This window comes from Sorangium sp. So ce448 (assembly GCF_051520915.1).
GTDB lineage: Bacteria > Myxococcota_A > Polyangia > Polyangiales > Polyangiaceae > Sorangium > Sorangium cellulosum_B.
The window spans coordinates 7,750,504-7,766,517 of sequence record NZ_CP150343.1 but is presented as its reverse complement, the minus strand read 5'-3'; the positions used below and the strand labels follow the sequence as shown (position 1 = coordinate 7,766,517).

Here is a 16,014-nt window from a genome sequence, read left to right as displayed (position 1 = left end):
CGAGACCGGCCTCTCTTGGGGTCAGCGCTGGCGGTCGGTCCGGCGTCGCCGGTTCACTGGCGGTCCAGGGTTTCGCGGAGCTGCATGAGCGACACGCTGAACACGCGGTCGCTCACGTCGATGCCTGTCGCGGCGGGCAAGATCTCGGCGAACATCAGCTCGGCCTCCCTCAGGTCGCACACCTTGTGTGGGTATCGCTGGCGGGCAGCGAGGGCGAGCCCTGTCACGACGCTGCGCACCGCTGCAGCTCGGAAGCCTCCTCCTTCGACGACGACCGCCGAGCACCTCGCGTACTCGCTCGCGTCCGCGAGGAAGGCCGAGAGCGCCCTGCGCATATGTCCCGGGGGCAACGACGCCCGGCTCTGGACGATGGTGAGCAGCCCAATGCCGCGCGGATGCTGCTTTGCGAACTCCGTGCACGACTCCCACAGGCAACGCACGCCTTCTTCGGTCGTCTCGTGGCGCCAGATGGTGCAGAAGATGTGGCGCCAGCTCGCCATGACGTAGTCCGGATGTTTGACGATCAGCTGCCACGGCTCGAGGGACGTGGTCGTGCCGGCGTCAAAGCAGGGCGCGTTCGCGACGACCGTCTCCCCCTCGTCGCGGCGCTCTCCCTGCTCGACCGTGGTCGCGAGCGGCTGGCGAGCGCCCCTCGCGACGTCGACCATCGGCAGCGTCACCGCCGTCATGGCGCGGGTCGTCGCGCTGGCGGGGACCAGGAGCTCGCCGCGGAGGGCGAAGCCGTCGGGCAGGAGCGCGCGGATGGCGTCGAGCATCGCCGCCGCGCTGGAGAATCGCTCGCCGGCGTCGAGGCTGAGCGCGCCGTGCACAACGGCCGCCGCCTCCGGCGGGATCCAGGGCGCGAGCGTCTGGATGGAGCAAGGCGGCTGCGAGCAGATCGCGATGATCAAGTCACCGAAGCCGGCGATGTGCTCGTACGGATGCTTCCCGGCGAGCGCGCGATAGAGCACCATGCCGAGCGACCAGAGATCGGTTCGATGGTCGACGTCGCTGAGTCCCCGGGCCTGCTCGGGCGACATGTAGAGCGGCGAGCCGAGGATCCCGCCGGTGTGGGTGAGGCCCGTGGTCGGGCCGCCGTGGCACGGCGCCGGCCTGATCTTGGCGATCCCGAAATCGAGGATCTTGACGACGAGCCCGCCCTCCCTGCACCGGGCGAGGAAGAGGTTGGCCGGCTTGATGTCCCGATGCACGACGCCCGCTTCGTGGGCCTTCTGGAGGCCGAGGCAGACATGCGCCGCGATCCGGAGGGCGGCGTCGGGCTCGAGGCTGCCGAGCCTGTCGAACAGCTGCTGGAGGTCTTCTCCTTCCAGGAGCTCCATGACGATATAGGGCGCTTCGGTCTCCGAATCCGTTCCTGTGTCGAGCACCCGGACCATGTGATCGGTGTCGATCGCGTTCAGGGCCTTCGCCTCGCGGCGGAAGCGGGCCGTGCCTTTCCTGCCCGGAGCCAGGAGCGCTGGATGCATGCACTTCAGCGCGACGCGCTCACCGGCCTCGACGTGCTCGGCCTCGTAGACCGCGCCCATCCCCCCTTGCCCTAGCAAGCGGATAACCCGGTACTTGCCGTCGTAGAGGTGTCCGATCAAGACGTCGTTAGCGTAGAGGAGGCGGGCGTCAGGGCGCAACAGCCGTCCGTCCTCATCGGGTCGCGTCCGCTGACCTTGCCACGCTACAGCAGCTCTTACATCCACGCTCGAGTCCAGGCCGACAGAACGCTGGCGACATACCGGTGCCGCGAATCGACCCGCAGGCGAGTCGTCGAGATCGCGTCTGCCCTCCGGATCAGGGCGGCTCGCGCGGATGGTCCTGACACGGCGAGACCGCGTCGGGGCGTCGGAGCTGCCGGTCGCGTGTCGCCAGCGGCCGGCGACGGGGGGAGGACGACGCGGGCGAGAGGGCGGGGGGGGCACGGCGCTCGAGGAATGCGCCCCAGCTCATTTGCGTTGAATTTGCCGTGGCGCGGTGCGGTAATCGCCCGAGGAGCCCCCCGGATGCTCGGGGGACGCGGCTCGCGGGCATCACCATGGACAGGGACGCGTGACGGGCGGACAAGACAGCGGGGGGGACCTTCCGGTGGGCGAGAGCGTCCCGCCCGCGCCCGTCGAGGCGGGCGGCCCCGAGGGCGCGCCCGGGGCCGAGCTGCGGTCGGTCGCGGCGGGCGGCGCCACGCTCTGGCTCACGCAGGCGCCCGGGTTCTCGCTGTGGCGCGGCGAGGTGGCCGCGCCGGATCGGCTGCGGATCGAGGGGCGCGACGGCTACCTCCACGAGCTCCGGCTCGAGCCGGTCGGCGCGCTGCGGCTCGGCCGCGTGGAGCGCGTGGGCGACGAGCGCAACGAGCTCGTCTACCCCGACGTGGCGTCGCGGCTCGCGGCCTCGCTGCGCCACGACGGCGTGCGCTGGTGGCTGCGCCGCCGCGAGGAGTGCAGCGTGCCCGTGCAGGTCGGCGCGCGGCACCTCGCGCGCGGGGAGGAGTCGCCGCTCGTGCACGGGACCTTCGTCTGCGTCGGCGGCATGCGCGCGACGTTCTTCGACCGCCGCTACGCCGCGCTGTCGGTCCCTGCCGGGGCGGTCGACCCGGCGACGGGCCTGCTCGCGCGCGCCGGGCTGGAGCAGGAGTGCGCGTCGCTCCTCGCGCGGAAGGGCCAGGGCGCGCTCGTCCTGCTGCGGCCGATCGAGGCGGGCGCGCCCTCGCGCGCGGCGGCCGCGCTGGTCGCCGTGCACCGGCTGTGGCCGGATCGGCCGGTCGGCGACGCGGACGGCACCGCGGTGGTGCTCGTGCGGGGCGGCGCCGCGGAGGCGGCCGCCGCGGCCCGGCAGGCCCTGGAGGCCGCGGAGGCCGCGGGGCTCGGAGCGTTCGCGTGCGGCTATTTCACGATCGCCGGCGAGGCGGACGTCGCCGGCCGCGAGGTCGAGCTCGGCTTGCACGCCATTGCGTCCCTCGCGGCGGAGCGGGAGCGGGGCGCGTCGCTCGCGGCGGAGCGCGAGCGCGGCGCGGCGGGCGTGGACGGCGCGTCCACCCCCGTGGCGGAGCTCCGCGACAGCGCGGCCAGCGCGCGTTTCGCCGCGCCGTTCGAGGTGGTCGAGGCGTCGCGGAGCGGGCGCCGGGCGACGGTCCTGTTCGGCATCGAGGAGCAGAGCGCGCTCGGCGGCGTCGGGCCGCACGTCATCGGGGCGCTCGCGCAGGAGCTCGCGGCGGTCGTGGCGACCCACGCGGGCGCCGGCGCGCTGATCGCGCCGCTCGCGCCCGGCGTGGTCGCCGCGTGTGTGCCCCGCAAGGCGGATCCTGCGGTGATGGCGAGCGCGGTGCAGTGCGACTGGCACGGCCGGCCGCCCATCCTCGACGGGAGGGTCGAGCACGCGCGGACCCTGTCGTGGGAGCTCCTGCACGACGCCGACGCGGGTGCGCGGGCGGCGGAGATCTCGCGCGAGTGCGGCGATCCGCACGGGGTGCTCTCGGCGCTGAGCGGCGGCCTGCCTTATCCCATCGCGGGGCGGGTGCGGGCGGCGATCGGGGCGTCGAGCGCGATCGAGCGGGTGAAGATGCTGTTCGACGTGCTCGAGGGCACGTGGCGCTTCATCGCGACGGTGCTCGTCTCGGCCTTCTTCAGCGGCGGCAGCGCGCCCCCGACCTCGGCGCGCGGCGGCGTCCCGAGCAGTCCGGGCGCGGGCGGTCCGGGCGCGGGCGGGGCGCCTCCGGGGTGGGGCGCGCTCCTCGACTTCCACGGCCGCACGCGCACGCGCGACGGCCTGGCGCTCGGCGCGTGGCGCGAGCTCGCGCGCACGGCCGCGCGGGCGTTCGGCGATCGCGACGATCCGATCGGCTCGATGGCGAGGGAGGTGCTCGACGTCAAGCTCTCGCACAACCAGACGTTCGAGACGCTCTCGAACCTGATGCAGGCCGAGCGCAACCAGTTCGCGCACGGCCACTACACCGAGGCGCGGGCGGCCGCGGATCTGCCCGACTTCGAGCAGATGACGCGCGCGCTCCTGCGGGCGCAGCGGCCGCTCTGCGCGTGGACGCTGGTGACGGTCGAGAAGACGGAGCCGGATCTCTACGGCGATCTCCAGACGGTGGAGTTCATCGATCACACCGGTCCTTACGCGTCCGGGACGCGGCGGCGCATCGGGCTGAACTCCCCTGTTCGCCTGTCGAACGTGGTCTATCTGGCCCGCTTCCGCGAGGGGCTGATGCTGCCGCTCGAGCCGATGGTGCGGCGGCTCGCGCCGGACGACCGGTTCGATCTCTACTGGATGGATCACCTGCCGCGGCCGGGGACGTGCCATATGAGCGCGGTCGTCGCGGGCCGGGCGGTGAAGGCCCCCTGCGATCCGCGGCGCACGCCGCCGCTCCTGCGGGCGATGCTGGAAGTCGCGGGCGGCTGAGGGGTTGAGCGCGGCGCGGTCGCGCAGCGCGCTTTGCTGCCGGCCGCTCTGTGCGTCGCGTGGACGCGCGGGGAGGCCCAAAGGGCCGATGATCTCACCATCAGGCGCGCCCTCCTCCTCGAGGAAGTTACTCCACCGCTCACTCGGTCCACGCGGGGGTTCGACGGAGCCGCGCGGCGCGTTCCCTCGCCTGGCAGCCGCTGCCTCGGCCTGTCGATGTCGCAGAGGTGGCGGTCGTGGTATCCTCCAAAGCAGGCCATGTCAGCTGTCGAATCCACGGCCCGTCTGTCCGCTGCAGCTCGTCCGGCCGCCGCACCCCGCCGCCGGATGGGAGCCCATGTCTACAGCCGCCCGCCCGAGCCGGTGTACTTCCCCGAGGCCGAAGAAGTGCCCGAGACGAACCGCCACCTGGAGCTTCGCACCGCGCTGTACCTCATCCTCAAGCGCGAGCTCGCGCACACGGCGACCCTCGGCTCCGACCAGTTCGTCTACTGGAACCCGACGACATCGATGGAGCGCCTGGCCCCCAACGCCTTCGTCCGGCTGGGTATGCCTCATCGGACCTTCCGCACCTGGAAGATCTGGCTGCACGGGGCGCCTGACCTCGGGGTCGAGATCGTGAGCGATTCGGACGAGGGCGAGCCCGCCTGGGACGAGAAGCTCGAGCGCTACCGCGCCGCGGGCATCCCGGAGGTCGTGCGCTTCGATCCCGAGGATCGAGAGCGACCGATCCGCATCTGGGACGCCCTGGAGGGCGATCTCGTGGAGCGGGCGTCCGACGACCCCGATCTGCGCGCTTGCGAGACGCTGGGCCTCTGGTGGACCGTCGTGCAAGACCCGTCGCTCGGCCCGATGCTCCGGCTGGCGCGCGACCGCGAAGGCCACGATCTGCTGCCGACGCCGGACGAGGCCGAGAGCAAGGCGCGCGAGGCCGAGAGCAAGGCGCGCGAGGCCGAGAGCAAGGCGCGCGAAGCGAACGACAAGCTGCAGGCCGAGGTGCAGGCGCTGCGGGCAGAGCTGGCGCAAGCCCGAGGGAAGCGGAAGACGCGGCGACGCTCCCCGGGATGAGGCGCAGGCGCCCGCTCGGCCGGAAGGCGTCCAGGACCCCTCGGAAGCTCGGCGGACTTCGCCAGAAGCGCCGGACCACGTTCCAGCTCGCCGTCCGCACCGCGCCGGAGGTGGCCGTCAGGCTCGGCCTCCGCGACGGGTCAGCCCTGCGGTCACTGGAGGTTCGGCGGCGTCCACGTCATCCATCGGCCGAGGTCGGCCTTCGCCCCGTCGCTCTCGAGCAGGTTGGTGTCGTCGGTGCCGCCCCCGACGAGGAACTTCTTCACGTACGCCTCGAGGATCGCCCTCTGCTGCGCGGGAAACTGGCAGTGCTCATGGCCGCCGAGCTGTGAGTAAGCCATCCTGTCGGGCACGCCTAGGCACTCCCAGATCGCGTGGGCGATCGACCCGGCCGTGAAGGTGCTGTCGATGCCGAGCCAATCGATCCGATTGTCGACGACGAGCAGCGCGCGCGGAGCGACGAGGCCCATGACCATGTGATGATCGAACGGGAGCGTCGTCACCTTGTTGCCGAAGTTCGCGCCGAAGCTCTCACGGAACCAGGGCTGCTCACCGGCCGCATGGGAGAGGGTCTGCACGTTCTCTCCAGCGTCCTTCCCCGCCTGTGAGACGCGCCAGCTCGCCGAGCCGCCGGCGCCCGACTCCTGCGGGATCGTTGTTGTTGAAGAGGGCGAAGGTTGGTTTGGTTCGCGACCGCTCCAATTGCTCAGCAGAGCAGCGCCGAGAGCGTGTCCGGCCGCTCCCGCGCAGGCGTGGTCCGGTTCGCGCGAAGAGCGCAATGGGTCGCGTGGCGCTGTCCGCTGTAAGTCGATGTCCATGTGAACGCTCACATCATCATGCCACTCTCACGCAATAATTTCTGTATCACAAGAGAAGTCGAAATTCTACTCACGCGCCTCGCCCTGGCGCCTCGCAAACCAGCGGATTTGCCGGGCGAAAGCAAACTTGCGCCAAGACGAAAATACGAGAAAACTCGTGATCTGCGACCCACGACAAGGCATCATGATGTCTGGGCGACGCTCGATGTGAGAGCCACTCAGATGAGGTGAGTCCTATGAACACGTGGGCGAGACGGTTCATCGTTCCTGCGCTGCTCACGGCGAGTTACGCAGCCATGGGCGGTTGCACCGCGATGATCGGCGGCGATGACCCGGAGGCGAACAGCGGCTCTGGCGACGGGCCCGGGAGCGGGTCTGGCAACGGGTCTGGCAGCGGGAGCGGCGCCGGAGGGGACGGCTCGGCGGGGGGCGGCCCCGGCGTCGAGCCGACGGTGTGCGTGCCGGGCGTCCCGCAAACGTCGGCGCTGCCGCGTCTGACGAGGGCGCAATACGACAACACGATTCGCGATCTGGTCGGCATCGACACCCAGCCGTCGTCGATGCTCGCTCCGGACGGGGTCGGGAGCGTCGATCAGCGCGCGTGGGACGGGTACAAGACCGCCGCAGCGACGGTCGCGGCGGCGGTGATGGCAGACGCCAGGGCGCGCGCCAAGACGATCCCGTGCACGCCGGCAGGCGACGGCGCCGCGTGCGCGAACCAGCTCATCGATACGCTGGGACGGCGCGCCTTCCGGCGCCCGCTCACCGACGAGGAGAGAGGGCTCTTCCAGGCCCTCTACGCTCGCCGCCAGGCGCTCACGCCGACCGGCTCGTTCGAGGACGGCGCCCAGCTGATCATCGAAGGGTTCTTGCTCTCGCCCTCCTTCCTGATGCGCGCAGAGATCAGCGAGAAGCCCGAGGGCGAGTACTTCGTGCTGAACAGCCACGAGGTGGCGTCGCGCCTCTCGTACCTGATCTGGGGAACCATGCCGGACGACGCGCTGTTCGCCGCGGCAGACGCCGATGCGCTGCAGACGCCGGAGCAGATCCTCGCGCAGGCGCAGCGAATGCTGGCGGATCCCAAGAGCCGCGGGATGGTCAAGGCCTTCCACGAGCTCTACCTCCACATGGGCCCCGGCACGCGCTGGTCGGACATCCAGCGTGATCCGGCCGCCTTCCCGGACTTCAAAGCGTCGATGATCCCGCTGCTGTCGGAGGAGACCGATCGCTTCATCGAGCACGTGGTCTTCGATCAGGCCGGGACGTTCCAGGATCTGGTCACCACGCCGGTGGGCTTCGTCAACGCCGCCCTGGCGCCGCTCTATGACCTGGATCCTGCGGAGTTCAACGGCGCGGAGCTCGTGCCGGTCGAGCTCGACCCGACGCAGCGCTCTGGCCTCTTCACCCGCCTGGGCTTCCTTGTGTCGCACTCGGGGTACGACCGGACGTCGCCCATCCTGCGCGGCGCGTTCCTGCAGAAGGAGGTCCTCTGCGCGAACATCCCGCCGCCGCCCCCGATGGTGGAGGGCACACCGCTGCCGACGGACGCGAACCTCACGACCAACCGTGCTCGGGTCGACGCGCAGACGGCGGGAGACGCCTGCGCGTTCTGCCATCACACGTACATCAACCCGGCGGGCTTCGCGTTCGAGGCGTACGACGCCGTGGGCGCCTTCCAGCAGACCGAATCGTTCTCGGGCGCGCCCATCGACACACGGGTGGACGTCGGCGTCGGCGAGGACGTCGTGGAGGTCGACGGCCCGGTGGCGCTCTCCGAGGCCATCGCGAGCTCCCCGGAGGCGCACACGTGCTACGTGCGAAAGTGGGTCTCGTTCGCCTACCAGCGCGAGCTGAACAACGAGGACTCCTGCACCGTGGACGAGCTGACCGCCAAGCTCACGCAGGGCGGCTACTCGGTGCTCGACCTCATCGCAGACCTCACACAGAGTCAATCGTTCCGAGTGCGTGCCCTGCAGGCGGAGGTGGAGCCGTGAACCGAAGACTGTTTCTGCGTGGAATCGGTGGCGCGGCGCTCGCCGTCCCCTTCTTGAATTCGCTCGGCCGCTCCGCGCGAGCGCAGGAGGCGCCGTCGCCGCGCCGCCTGGTGATCTTCTACACCAACAACGGTTGCCTGACGAACCGCTGGTTCCCGACGGGGATCGAGAACGGGGCCGGGAGCGTCACCGCGGCGTCGCTGGAGACGACGCAGGCGGACGATAAGCCCCGGACCCTCGCCCCGCTCGCGCCCTTCGCGGCGAAGCTGCTCTTCCCGCGCGGGCTCGCGATGCCGCTGAACGGCTTCAACAACAAGGTGGACGGCACGGAGTATTTCGATCCCCACGATCAGGGCATGGGCAGCAAGCTGACCTGCGCGCCGCTCGATCCCGGCGGAGATCACTGGGCGCTGTCGCACTCGCTCGATCACGAGATCGCGCAGCGCTTCAATCCGGGCACCAACAAGGTCCCGCTCGTGCTCTCCGTCGGCAATGCCTTCACGAACGTCAAGGGCATCGTGTCGTACTCGGCGCCGAAGACGCCGTATGCGCCCGTGACCAACGCGCGCACGGTGTACAGCAGCCTGACCGGGCTCTTCGTGAGCGGCTCCGGGACCGAGGCGGATTATCGCGTGGCTCGCGGCGAGAGCATCATCGATCTGGTGAGCCGTGACCTGAACGCCTACAAGGCCCGCAAGATGAGCGGCGCCGATCGGAAGAAGATCGACGACTGGCTCTCCCTGCTCCGCGAGACCGAGCAGCGCGTCATCCCCTCCGCTTGCACCGCGGAGTCGGCCACCGCGCTCGGCGTCACGGACGCTGCCCTCACCGAGGCGGGATACCCGGCTCGCGGCGGCGGCTTCCCCAACAACGAGAAGGTGTACACCCTGGGCAGCGAGATGATGATCCGCCTCATCGCCCTCACGATGATGTGCGATAACAACCGATCCATCGTGCTCCAGTGGCCGGGCTTCGTGACGTTCAAGTGGGACGGCATCGCGCACACCCACGATCACCACGGGCTCTCGCACCGGAACGGGAGCGCCGCGGTCGGCGGCCAGTGCGTGAGCGGCGTCATCGAGCAGATCCACGAGATCGACCGCTGGTACGCGGGTCGGTTCGCCAAGCTGGTGAAGACCATCGACAGCATCGAGGAGGGGGGCGGCACCATGCTCGACAACTCCGCGGTCATGTGGCTGCCGGAGCTCGCCGACGGCAACGCGCACAACAACAACAACCTGCCCATCGTGATCGCCGGCAGCGCCGGCGGTTACCTCAAGCAGGGCGTCTCGGTGAACGTCGCGGGCGGGAAGCTCGAGGCAGGCAACAGCGAAGCCACCTGCTCGAGCGGCACGGAGGGCGAGAACAACAGCGGCAACACCGGCTCTTCGGGCGGAACCGTCCCGCTGAACAAGCTGTACACGACGTTGATCAACGCGCTCGGCGCCGGGATGCCCGAGTGGGTTCCTGTCGATCGCTTCGGCGTCTCGGATGCGGTCGCGGTTGGCTTCGGCGGCAGCGGGCCGTCGTTCACCACCGATGGCGCAGGCAAGGTCACCGACGGGCCCGGCATCAAGAATCCGGGGGAGCTCGACGCCATCAAGGCGTGAGGCGACCGAACGCACGCCGCAGGCCCGGGCCTGCGCGTGCACGAGAGCGCCGTCGGCGCTCTCTGACCTCCACGATCGGTTCGAGCGTGACCGCCCGATTTCACCTCGCCGGCGGGCGCGCGCGGGCTGGCCCCGAGGACAGCGGCGCGCTCATCCCCGTCGACTGCCCGGCGCGGCGGAGCGCATAGGCGATACCGCTCTGAAGGGTGCCCATGGTGACGATGGACTTCAGCTCGATGTCCAGGCCCACCATCGCCTGGGCGACCTCGGCGCGCGTGCCGGTGAGCACGGCCTCCGTGCCGAGCAGCCGCAGCGCGTTGGCGGTCCCCACGAGCGTCTGCGCGATCTGGGTATCGATGTGCTTCATCCCGGTGATGTCCAGGATCACGACGCGCGCCTGGTGGCGCTGGGCGCCGTCGAGCGCGACCTCCAGCACCTGGGCCGCCCGCGCGGCGTCCATGGTGCCGATGAGCGGCATCACCATGATCTGGTCCGTGATCGGGATGAGCGGCGTCGAGAGCTCCGCCAGCCTCGTCTGCTGCGCCTCGAACATCTGGCGCTGCAGCGCGGCCCGCTCCCGCTCCGCCTGCTCGCGCTGCGTGAGCTCGATCTTCAGGCGCTCGTTGCTCGCGCTGAGCTGCGCGTTGGAGCGCTGGAGCTCCTCGGTGCGCTGCGCGACCTCGGCCTCGAGCCGCCGGTTGGCGTTCTGGACCTGCTCCTTCACCTCCCGCATGCCCGAGAGGAGCAGCGCGTTTTCAATGGATATCGCGGCCTGGGACGACAAAAGGCCGAGCAGCTCGACGCGGCTCGCGTTGAACGCCCTGCTCGCGGCGTTGTTCTCCAGGTAAAGGACGCCGTTCATGCGGCCCTGGTGGAGCAGCGGAAGGCACAGGACGGATCGCGTGCGCTGCCCGACGACGCAGGGATCGTCGGAGAACCGGGCATCGGCGCTGGCGTCGTCGAGGACCAGCGGCTCGCGGGTGCGAGCGACGAACAGCGCCACCTTGTGCGGCAGGTCGGGGCGCGAATCCAGCGGCTCGCTCGGCCCGAGCGCGAGCGTCCCGGGCTCGACCCCGAAGGTCGCCTCGACGAAGAGCCGCCCGTCCCGCTCCAGGACCAGCGCCCCCCGCTGCGCACCGGAGTTCCCGAGCACGAGCGTCACGAGGCGTTCGATCACCCGCGCGAGCTCCGTCTCGCCGGCGATGCCCTGCACGGCGCGCACGATCAGCGCGGCGTCCCGCAGGTTGCCGACCGTCGTACGGCCGAGGATGGTCCCCGCGTGCGCCGGGCCCGACGTCGCCGAGGGGATGGACGAGATCGGCACGCTGTCGCTCGAAAGGGGCAGCAGCGCGGCGTGATCGCGCGCGAGCGCGTCCGCCTTGGCCGTCGCTCCCCAGTGCCGGTAGCCGAGGTACGCGTCCGCCATGTACGCGCGCGCCACCTTCGTCCTGCCCTCGTGGAGGTGCAGCTTCGCGCACAGCTCGTTCGCGAGCGCCTCGTCGTGAGGAAACTCGTTCTCACGGGCCAGGGAGATCGCCCGGTCGTAAAGGCCCATGGCCTCGAGCTGAGCGCCGGCGACGCGCGCCTCCTCGGCCTGGATGAGCAGCAGCAGGTGCTGGAAGTTCATGGGAGCGCTCGCGGCGAGGCCCGCGATCCGCTCCTTGTGACGGGTGATGGTCCGCGCGCGGCGCTCCGCCTCTTCGGGCGACGCCGCGGCGGGCAGCCCAAGGAACGCCATGCAAGCGTAGAAATGCAGCTTCGTCGGTTGATACAAACCGAGCATGCCGGCGCCGTAGGCCTCGGCGTCCGCGACGTTCGCCGCGGCCGTCTCGCAGTCCCCGTACAGATAGGGGAGCTGCAGCTTGAGCAGCGCGTAAAAGAAGAGGCCCGCGATCAACTCCCTCTCTTTGAGGCGCGCGACGAACTCGCCCTCGTCGAACTGGTCGTCGCTCAGGCTGTCGGGGGCCCGCGTCCTCCCCTGCAGGCTCGCGATAGCCTGCCTCATGAGCGTCATCACGGCGGTGCCGCTGACGTCCCCGGTCCGCCGCAGCACGACGAGGCCTCGCTCCACCTCCTCGCGCAGCTCCTCGAGCGGATAGCCCGCGGTGAACATGTTGCTGGTCACGCAGTTCCACACGTTGCTGAGATGGGCGAAGTCGCCCGATTCCAGCAGCCCTTGCCGCGCCTGCAGGAAGCGAGCAATCCCGTCGCGCACGTCGTGGAACAGGTGGGAGTACGTGGCAAAGACGTAGTTCACCCTGGCGGCCAGAGCGGCGTTCGAGAACTTGTCGCTCAAGGTGATGGCGAGGCGGCCGAACGCATGGCCGTCCGCGGGCCGCCCCTGCAAGACCGCGAGCAGGAATCCGTACGAGGTGTACGCGGGGGCGGACACGTCAGCGTGGCCGTACCGCAGGGAGATGTTGACCTGCTTGAGGACGAACAGCGGGTAAAGCTCGGGCCTCAGGCAGAAGACCGGCCCCATCATATCGCTGATGAGCTGGACGAGCGCCCTTTGCTCCGGGCTGTCCATCACCGGCGCGTCGATCAGGTCTTCTATGCGCCGGCCCGCCAGATTCGCGTCCACCTCTGCGAGCTCGGCCCCGACGCGCGCCTGCAGCTCCGCCTCGCTGCTCGGCAGCGGGAAGCCGAGGACGCCGATGCCCTCGCCGCCCAGGCGCACCGCGTCCGCGAGGTTGCCCAGCGTCACGTGGAGCAGCACGCGGAGGCTGTAGATGTGCGCCCGCTCCACGTTCGACGGCGCCCGGGGCATGAGGGACGTGAACAGCTCCTCGGCCCGCTCGGGCGCGCCGCTCAGGTACACACACTCCGCGTTCTCGCGGCTGAGCGCGAAGCAGAGCGCCTCGTGGCGCTCCCAGCGCGCGTCCCCGAGGAGCTCTAGCCCCGCGCTGAAGTGGTCTGCGGCCGCCTGATAGGCTGTCCTGCTCTTGGCCGCCCTGCCCGCCCGCTGGTTGAGCCGGGCCAGGGCCAGCCGCCCGGCCTCGTCGGCGATGCCCCGCGCGCCCAGGTTCAGGTGGCGGACGATCTCGATCAGGTCCTCGTCCGGCGGCGTCTCGCCGGCCCGCGCCCAGAGCAGCCGGCCGATCGCCAGGTGCAGCGCTTCCCTGCGCGAGGGCTCGACCAGCGAGTAGGCCGCGTGGCGCACCCGGTCGTGCAGGAACCGGTACGATACCTTGATCTCCTGGGGGGCCGAAGGCTCGGTGTCCGCGCTCTCGTCGAAGAAGCGATAAGCGCTGTCACGCGGCACGATCAGGCCCCCGCGCAGCGCGTCCCACAGGTCGGCGGCCGTCGCGGCGGGCGATTTCTCGTGGACGGCCGCCAGCATGGTGAGATCGAACGTGTGGCCCAGGCACGCCGCGAGCTTCAGCGCGCGCTGCGTCGCCGGCGGGAGCCGGTGCAGCCTGTCGAGCATGAGGTCGACCACGTTGTCCGCGGCGACCGCCTCCCGGACGCGCGTCTCGTCCCATGCCCAGGCTTCCGAGGGCGCGTCGAACCACAGCGCCCCCGCGTCGTGCAGCACGCCGAGGAGCTGGCCCAGGAAGAAGGGGTTGCCCTCGGTCTTGTCGAAGACCATCGTCGCGAGCGGCGCGACCGCGTGCGGCCGCGCGCTCAGCGTGTCGGCGACGATCTGCGTGACCGTCGGCATGTCGAGGGGCTTGAGCGTGAGCTCGGCGATCGCCACGCCCGACTTGCGGAGCTCACCCAGCGTCGCGTGCAGGGGGTGGGCGGCGTCCACCTCGTTGTCCCGATAGGCGCCGATGATCAGGAGATGGTTGCCCTCCACGTCCGTGAGGAGGCGCTCGAGGATCCTGAGCGAGGCCGGATCGGCCCACTGCAGATCGTCGAGGAAGAGGGTCAGCGGGTGGGTCGGCGCAGCGAAGACCCGCAGGAAGCGCTGCACCAGCAGATCGAAGCGGTTCCGGGCCTCGGTCGGCCCGAGCTCCGGCACGGCCGGCTGAGGCCCGACGATCAGCTCGAGCTCCGGGATCAGCTCGATGAGGAGCTGCCCGTTCGCGCCGACCGCGGCGAGCAGCTTGCGCCTCCACTCCTCGACGGCCGCCGCCGACTCGGTCAGCACCTGCCGGATGAGCTCGCGGAAGGCCTGCGCCACCGACGCGAGCGCGACATCCCGGTTGATCGGATCGAACTTCCCTTTGGCGAAATACCCCCCATGTCGGGCGATGGGCTTGTGGATCTCGTTCACCAGCGTGGTCTTGCCGACGCCGGAGTAGCCCGAGATGAGCACCAGCCCGGCCGCGCCCCGGCGAGCCCGCTGAAAGGCGGACAGGAGCACGTTCACCTCGTGATCCCGGCCATAGAGCCGCTGGGGAACGCGCAGATCCAGCGGCCGGTCGTGCTGGCCCAGCGGGAACGGATCGGCGCGGCCCGTCGCCTCCCACCGCCGGAGGCACTCCTCCAGGTCGAGCTTGACCCCGCGGGCGCTCTGATACCGGTCCTCCGGCATCTTGGCCAGGAGCTTCACGATCACGTCCGACAGCGCGCGGGGCACCCCCGGCGCGCGCTCGTGCGGCGGCGTCGGCATGCGCGCCATGTGGCTGTGAATGAGCGCGGTGGGATCGCCCTCCTGGAACGGGAGGGCCCCTGTCAGCATCTCGTAGAGCGTGACGCCGAACGAGTAGAGATCGGCGCGCAGATCCACGCTCCGGTTCATGCGGCCAGTCTGCTCAGGGGCGATATACGACAAGGTGCCCTCGAGCGCGTCCGGCGGGACCGTCTCGGGGGTCTCCCTCGAGAGGCGCGCCGCGATGCCGAAGTCGACGAGCCGCGGGCTCTGCGTCTTCTCGTCGATCAGGATGTTGTGCGGCTTGATGTCCTTGTGAATGATCCGGAGTCCGTGGAGCGTGTCGAGGGTGCCCGCGAGCGCGATGGCGGTGCGGAGCGCCGTGCCCACGTCGAGCCTGCGCGCCTTCAGGACGGCGTGCAGCGAGGATGGGCCGAGGTCCTCCATGATGAGCGCGAGGCCCCTGCCGCATTTCTCGATGGCGTGTGCCTTGACGACGCCGGCCACTTCGCCCGCGTCCCGCAGGATGGCGAACTCGCGCCGCAGCCGCGCGAGATCTCGGGCGGTCGGGAACTCGGACCGAGGCATCTTGACCGCGACCGGCGCGCCGTCCTCGTTCCGGCGGCCGCGGTACAGCACGGTCTCGGAGCCTTCGTATACCCTCTCGAACAGCGTATGACCTGACAGATCGATCATGGCAGCAAGGCCCCGTGTTTCGCGTCAGCATCCAAAGGAACGTGACGCCCCCCACACATCAGCTCGAGCATCCGCCGTCCCCCCGTCGGACAGAGACTCACCCGCCGGCAGAATACGCGGCAAGGCATGGATGTCCAGCCTGGCGGCGCTCAGCACGCTCAGCGCTTCTCGCGACCTCGAGCGGCATCCTCGGGGCGACTCCCGCTACAGCGGTGGTGGATCGGTTCGATGCGGTATCGCTGAAACCGCGGATTCAGAGGTTGGCGGCCGCGAGCACACCCCGGTACACGTCGTCCACGCCGAGCTCGCACCCCACCGACGACAGCGCAGCCCGGGCGCCGGGGCCATAGACCCGGAGCACCCAGCTCCCGTCGGCCTGGCGCGCGAACACCTCGATACGGGGCGCCTTCTGTGACGCCAGGACGACCTCTCGGATCGACGCCACTGTCTGGTAATGCGCGAACTTGTCGCCGCGATCGTACGCCTCGCTAGAGTCGGAGAGCACCTCGATCACGAGGACCGGGTTCAGGAGGGTGTCGCGCCGCTCGTCCTCGAACTCGGGGCGGCCGCAGACGACCGAGCCGTCCGGGTACACGTAGCGATCCGCGGCGGGGATCTTGATGCGCATGTCGGAGTTGAGCGCCACGCATCCACGCTCGCCCAGCGCGTTGCCGAGCAATCGGCCGATGTTCGCGGCGATGGCGCTGTGCTCGAACGTGCCGCCAGACATCGCGAAGAGCTCGCCGCCGGCGTACTCGTGCCTCGCCTCCGATGCGCGCTCGAGATCGAGGTATTCTGCCGGCGAGAGCTTCCGTCGCGGCGCCGCTTCTCCCATGTGCGGCAGTGTCGCGCGCCGGGCTTCCGATGTCCACGCGCAGCCGGGC

General features: G+C 70.4%; 8 protein-coding genes. 4 read left to right on the top strand and 4 right to left on the bottom strand.

Features of this window, described 5'->3' with window-relative positions; genetic code table 11:
• Window positions 1-53: 53 nt before the first annotated feature.
• The gene (locus WMF45_RS29310) at window positions 54-1,607 is read right to left on the bottom strand and encodes a serine/threonine protein kinase (RefSeq protein ID WP_437708058.1); all 1,554 of its coding nucleotides are present in this window, start codon (window positions 1,605-1,607) and stop codon (window positions 54-56) included.
• Between the two features lie 451 nt (window positions 1,608-2,058).
• On the opposite strand from WMF45_RS29310, the gene WMF45_RS29305 reads away from it, so the two are divergent.
• Both WMF45_RS29305 and WMF45_RS29300 read left to right on the top strand, forming a co-directional pair.
• Window positions 2,059-4,404: a hypothetical protein gene (locus tag WMF45_RS29305; protein WP_437708056.1), complete on the top strand. Its 2,346-nt coding sequence runs from the start codon at window positions 2,059-2,061 to the stop codon at window positions 4,402-4,404.
• Window positions 4,405-4,731: 327 nt separating this feature from the next.
• Window positions 4,732-5,472: a Uma2 family endonuclease gene (locus WMF45_RS29300; protein ID WP_437708054.1), complete on the top strand. Its 741-nt coding sequence runs from the start codon at window positions 4,732-4,734 to the stop codon at window positions 5,470-5,472.
• A 152-nt stretch (window positions 5,473-5,624) separates the two neighbouring features.
• On the opposite strand, the gene WMF45_RS29295 is transcribed toward WMF45_RS29300, so the two are convergent.
• Window positions 5,625-6,290, bottom strand: a complete 666-nt coding sequence (locus WMF45_RS29295; RefSeq protein ID WP_437708052.1) for a glucuronyl esterase domain-containing protein — start codon at window positions 6,288-6,290, stop codon at window positions 5,625-5,627.
• Window positions 6,291-6,526: 236 nt separating this feature from the next.
• Here WMF45_RS29295 and WMF45_RS29290 point away from each other — a divergent pair, with 236 nt between their 5' ends.
• Entirely contained in the window at window positions 6,527-8,284 is a 1,758-nt protein-coding gene (locus tag WMF45_RS29290) for a DUF1592 domain-containing protein (protein WP_437708050.1), read from the top strand.
• Window positions 8,281-9,894 carry a DUF1552 domain-containing protein gene (locus WMF45_RS29285; protein ID WP_437708048.1) on the top strand — a complete coding sequence of 538 codons (1,614 nt, stop codon included), beginning with the start codon at window positions 8,281-8,283 and terminating at the stop codon, window positions 9,892-9,894. Before WMF45_RS29290 ends, WMF45_RS29285 begins: the two co-directional genes overlap by 4 nt.
• A 100-nt stretch (window positions 9,895-9,994) precedes the next feature.
• On the opposite strand, the gene WMF45_RS29280 is transcribed toward WMF45_RS29285, so the two are convergent.
• Both WMF45_RS29280 and WMF45_RS29275 read right to left on the bottom strand, forming a co-directional pair.
• Window positions 9,995-15,130: an AAA family ATPase gene (locus tag WMF45_RS29280; protein ID WP_437708046.1), complete on the bottom strand. Its 5,136-nt coding sequence runs from the start codon at window positions 15,128-15,130 to the stop codon at window positions 9,995-9,997.
• Between the two features lie 253 nt (window positions 15,131-15,383).
• A complete protein-coding gene (locus WMF45_RS29275) occupies window positions 15,384-15,965 on the bottom strand; it encodes a Uma2 family endonuclease (RefSeq protein WP_437708044.1) in 582 nt (193 codons plus the stop codon).
• Window positions 15,966-16,014 lie beyond the last annotated feature (49 nt).

Coding starts and splice junctions, on each gene's coding strand:
- WMF45_RS29300 (WP_437708054.1), top strand. CDS start 4,732: ATGGGAGCCCATGTCTACAGCCGCCCGCCCGAGCCGGTGTACTTCCCC.
- WMF45_RS29295 (WP_437708052.1), bottom strand. CDS start 6,290: ATGGACATCGACTTACAGCGGACAGCGCCACGCGACCCATTGCGCTCT.
- WMF45_RS29290 (WP_437708050.1), top strand. CDS start 6,527: ATGAACACGTGGGCGAGACGGTTCATCGTTCCTGCGCTGCTCACGGCG.
- WMF45_RS29280 (WP_437708046.1), bottom strand. CDS start 15,130: ATGATCGATCTGTCAGGTCATACGCTGTTCGAGAGGGTATACGAAGGC.
- WMF45_RS29275 (WP_437708044.1), bottom strand. CDS start 15,965: ATGGGAGAAGCGGCGCCGCGACGGAAGCTCTCGCCGGCAGAATACCTC.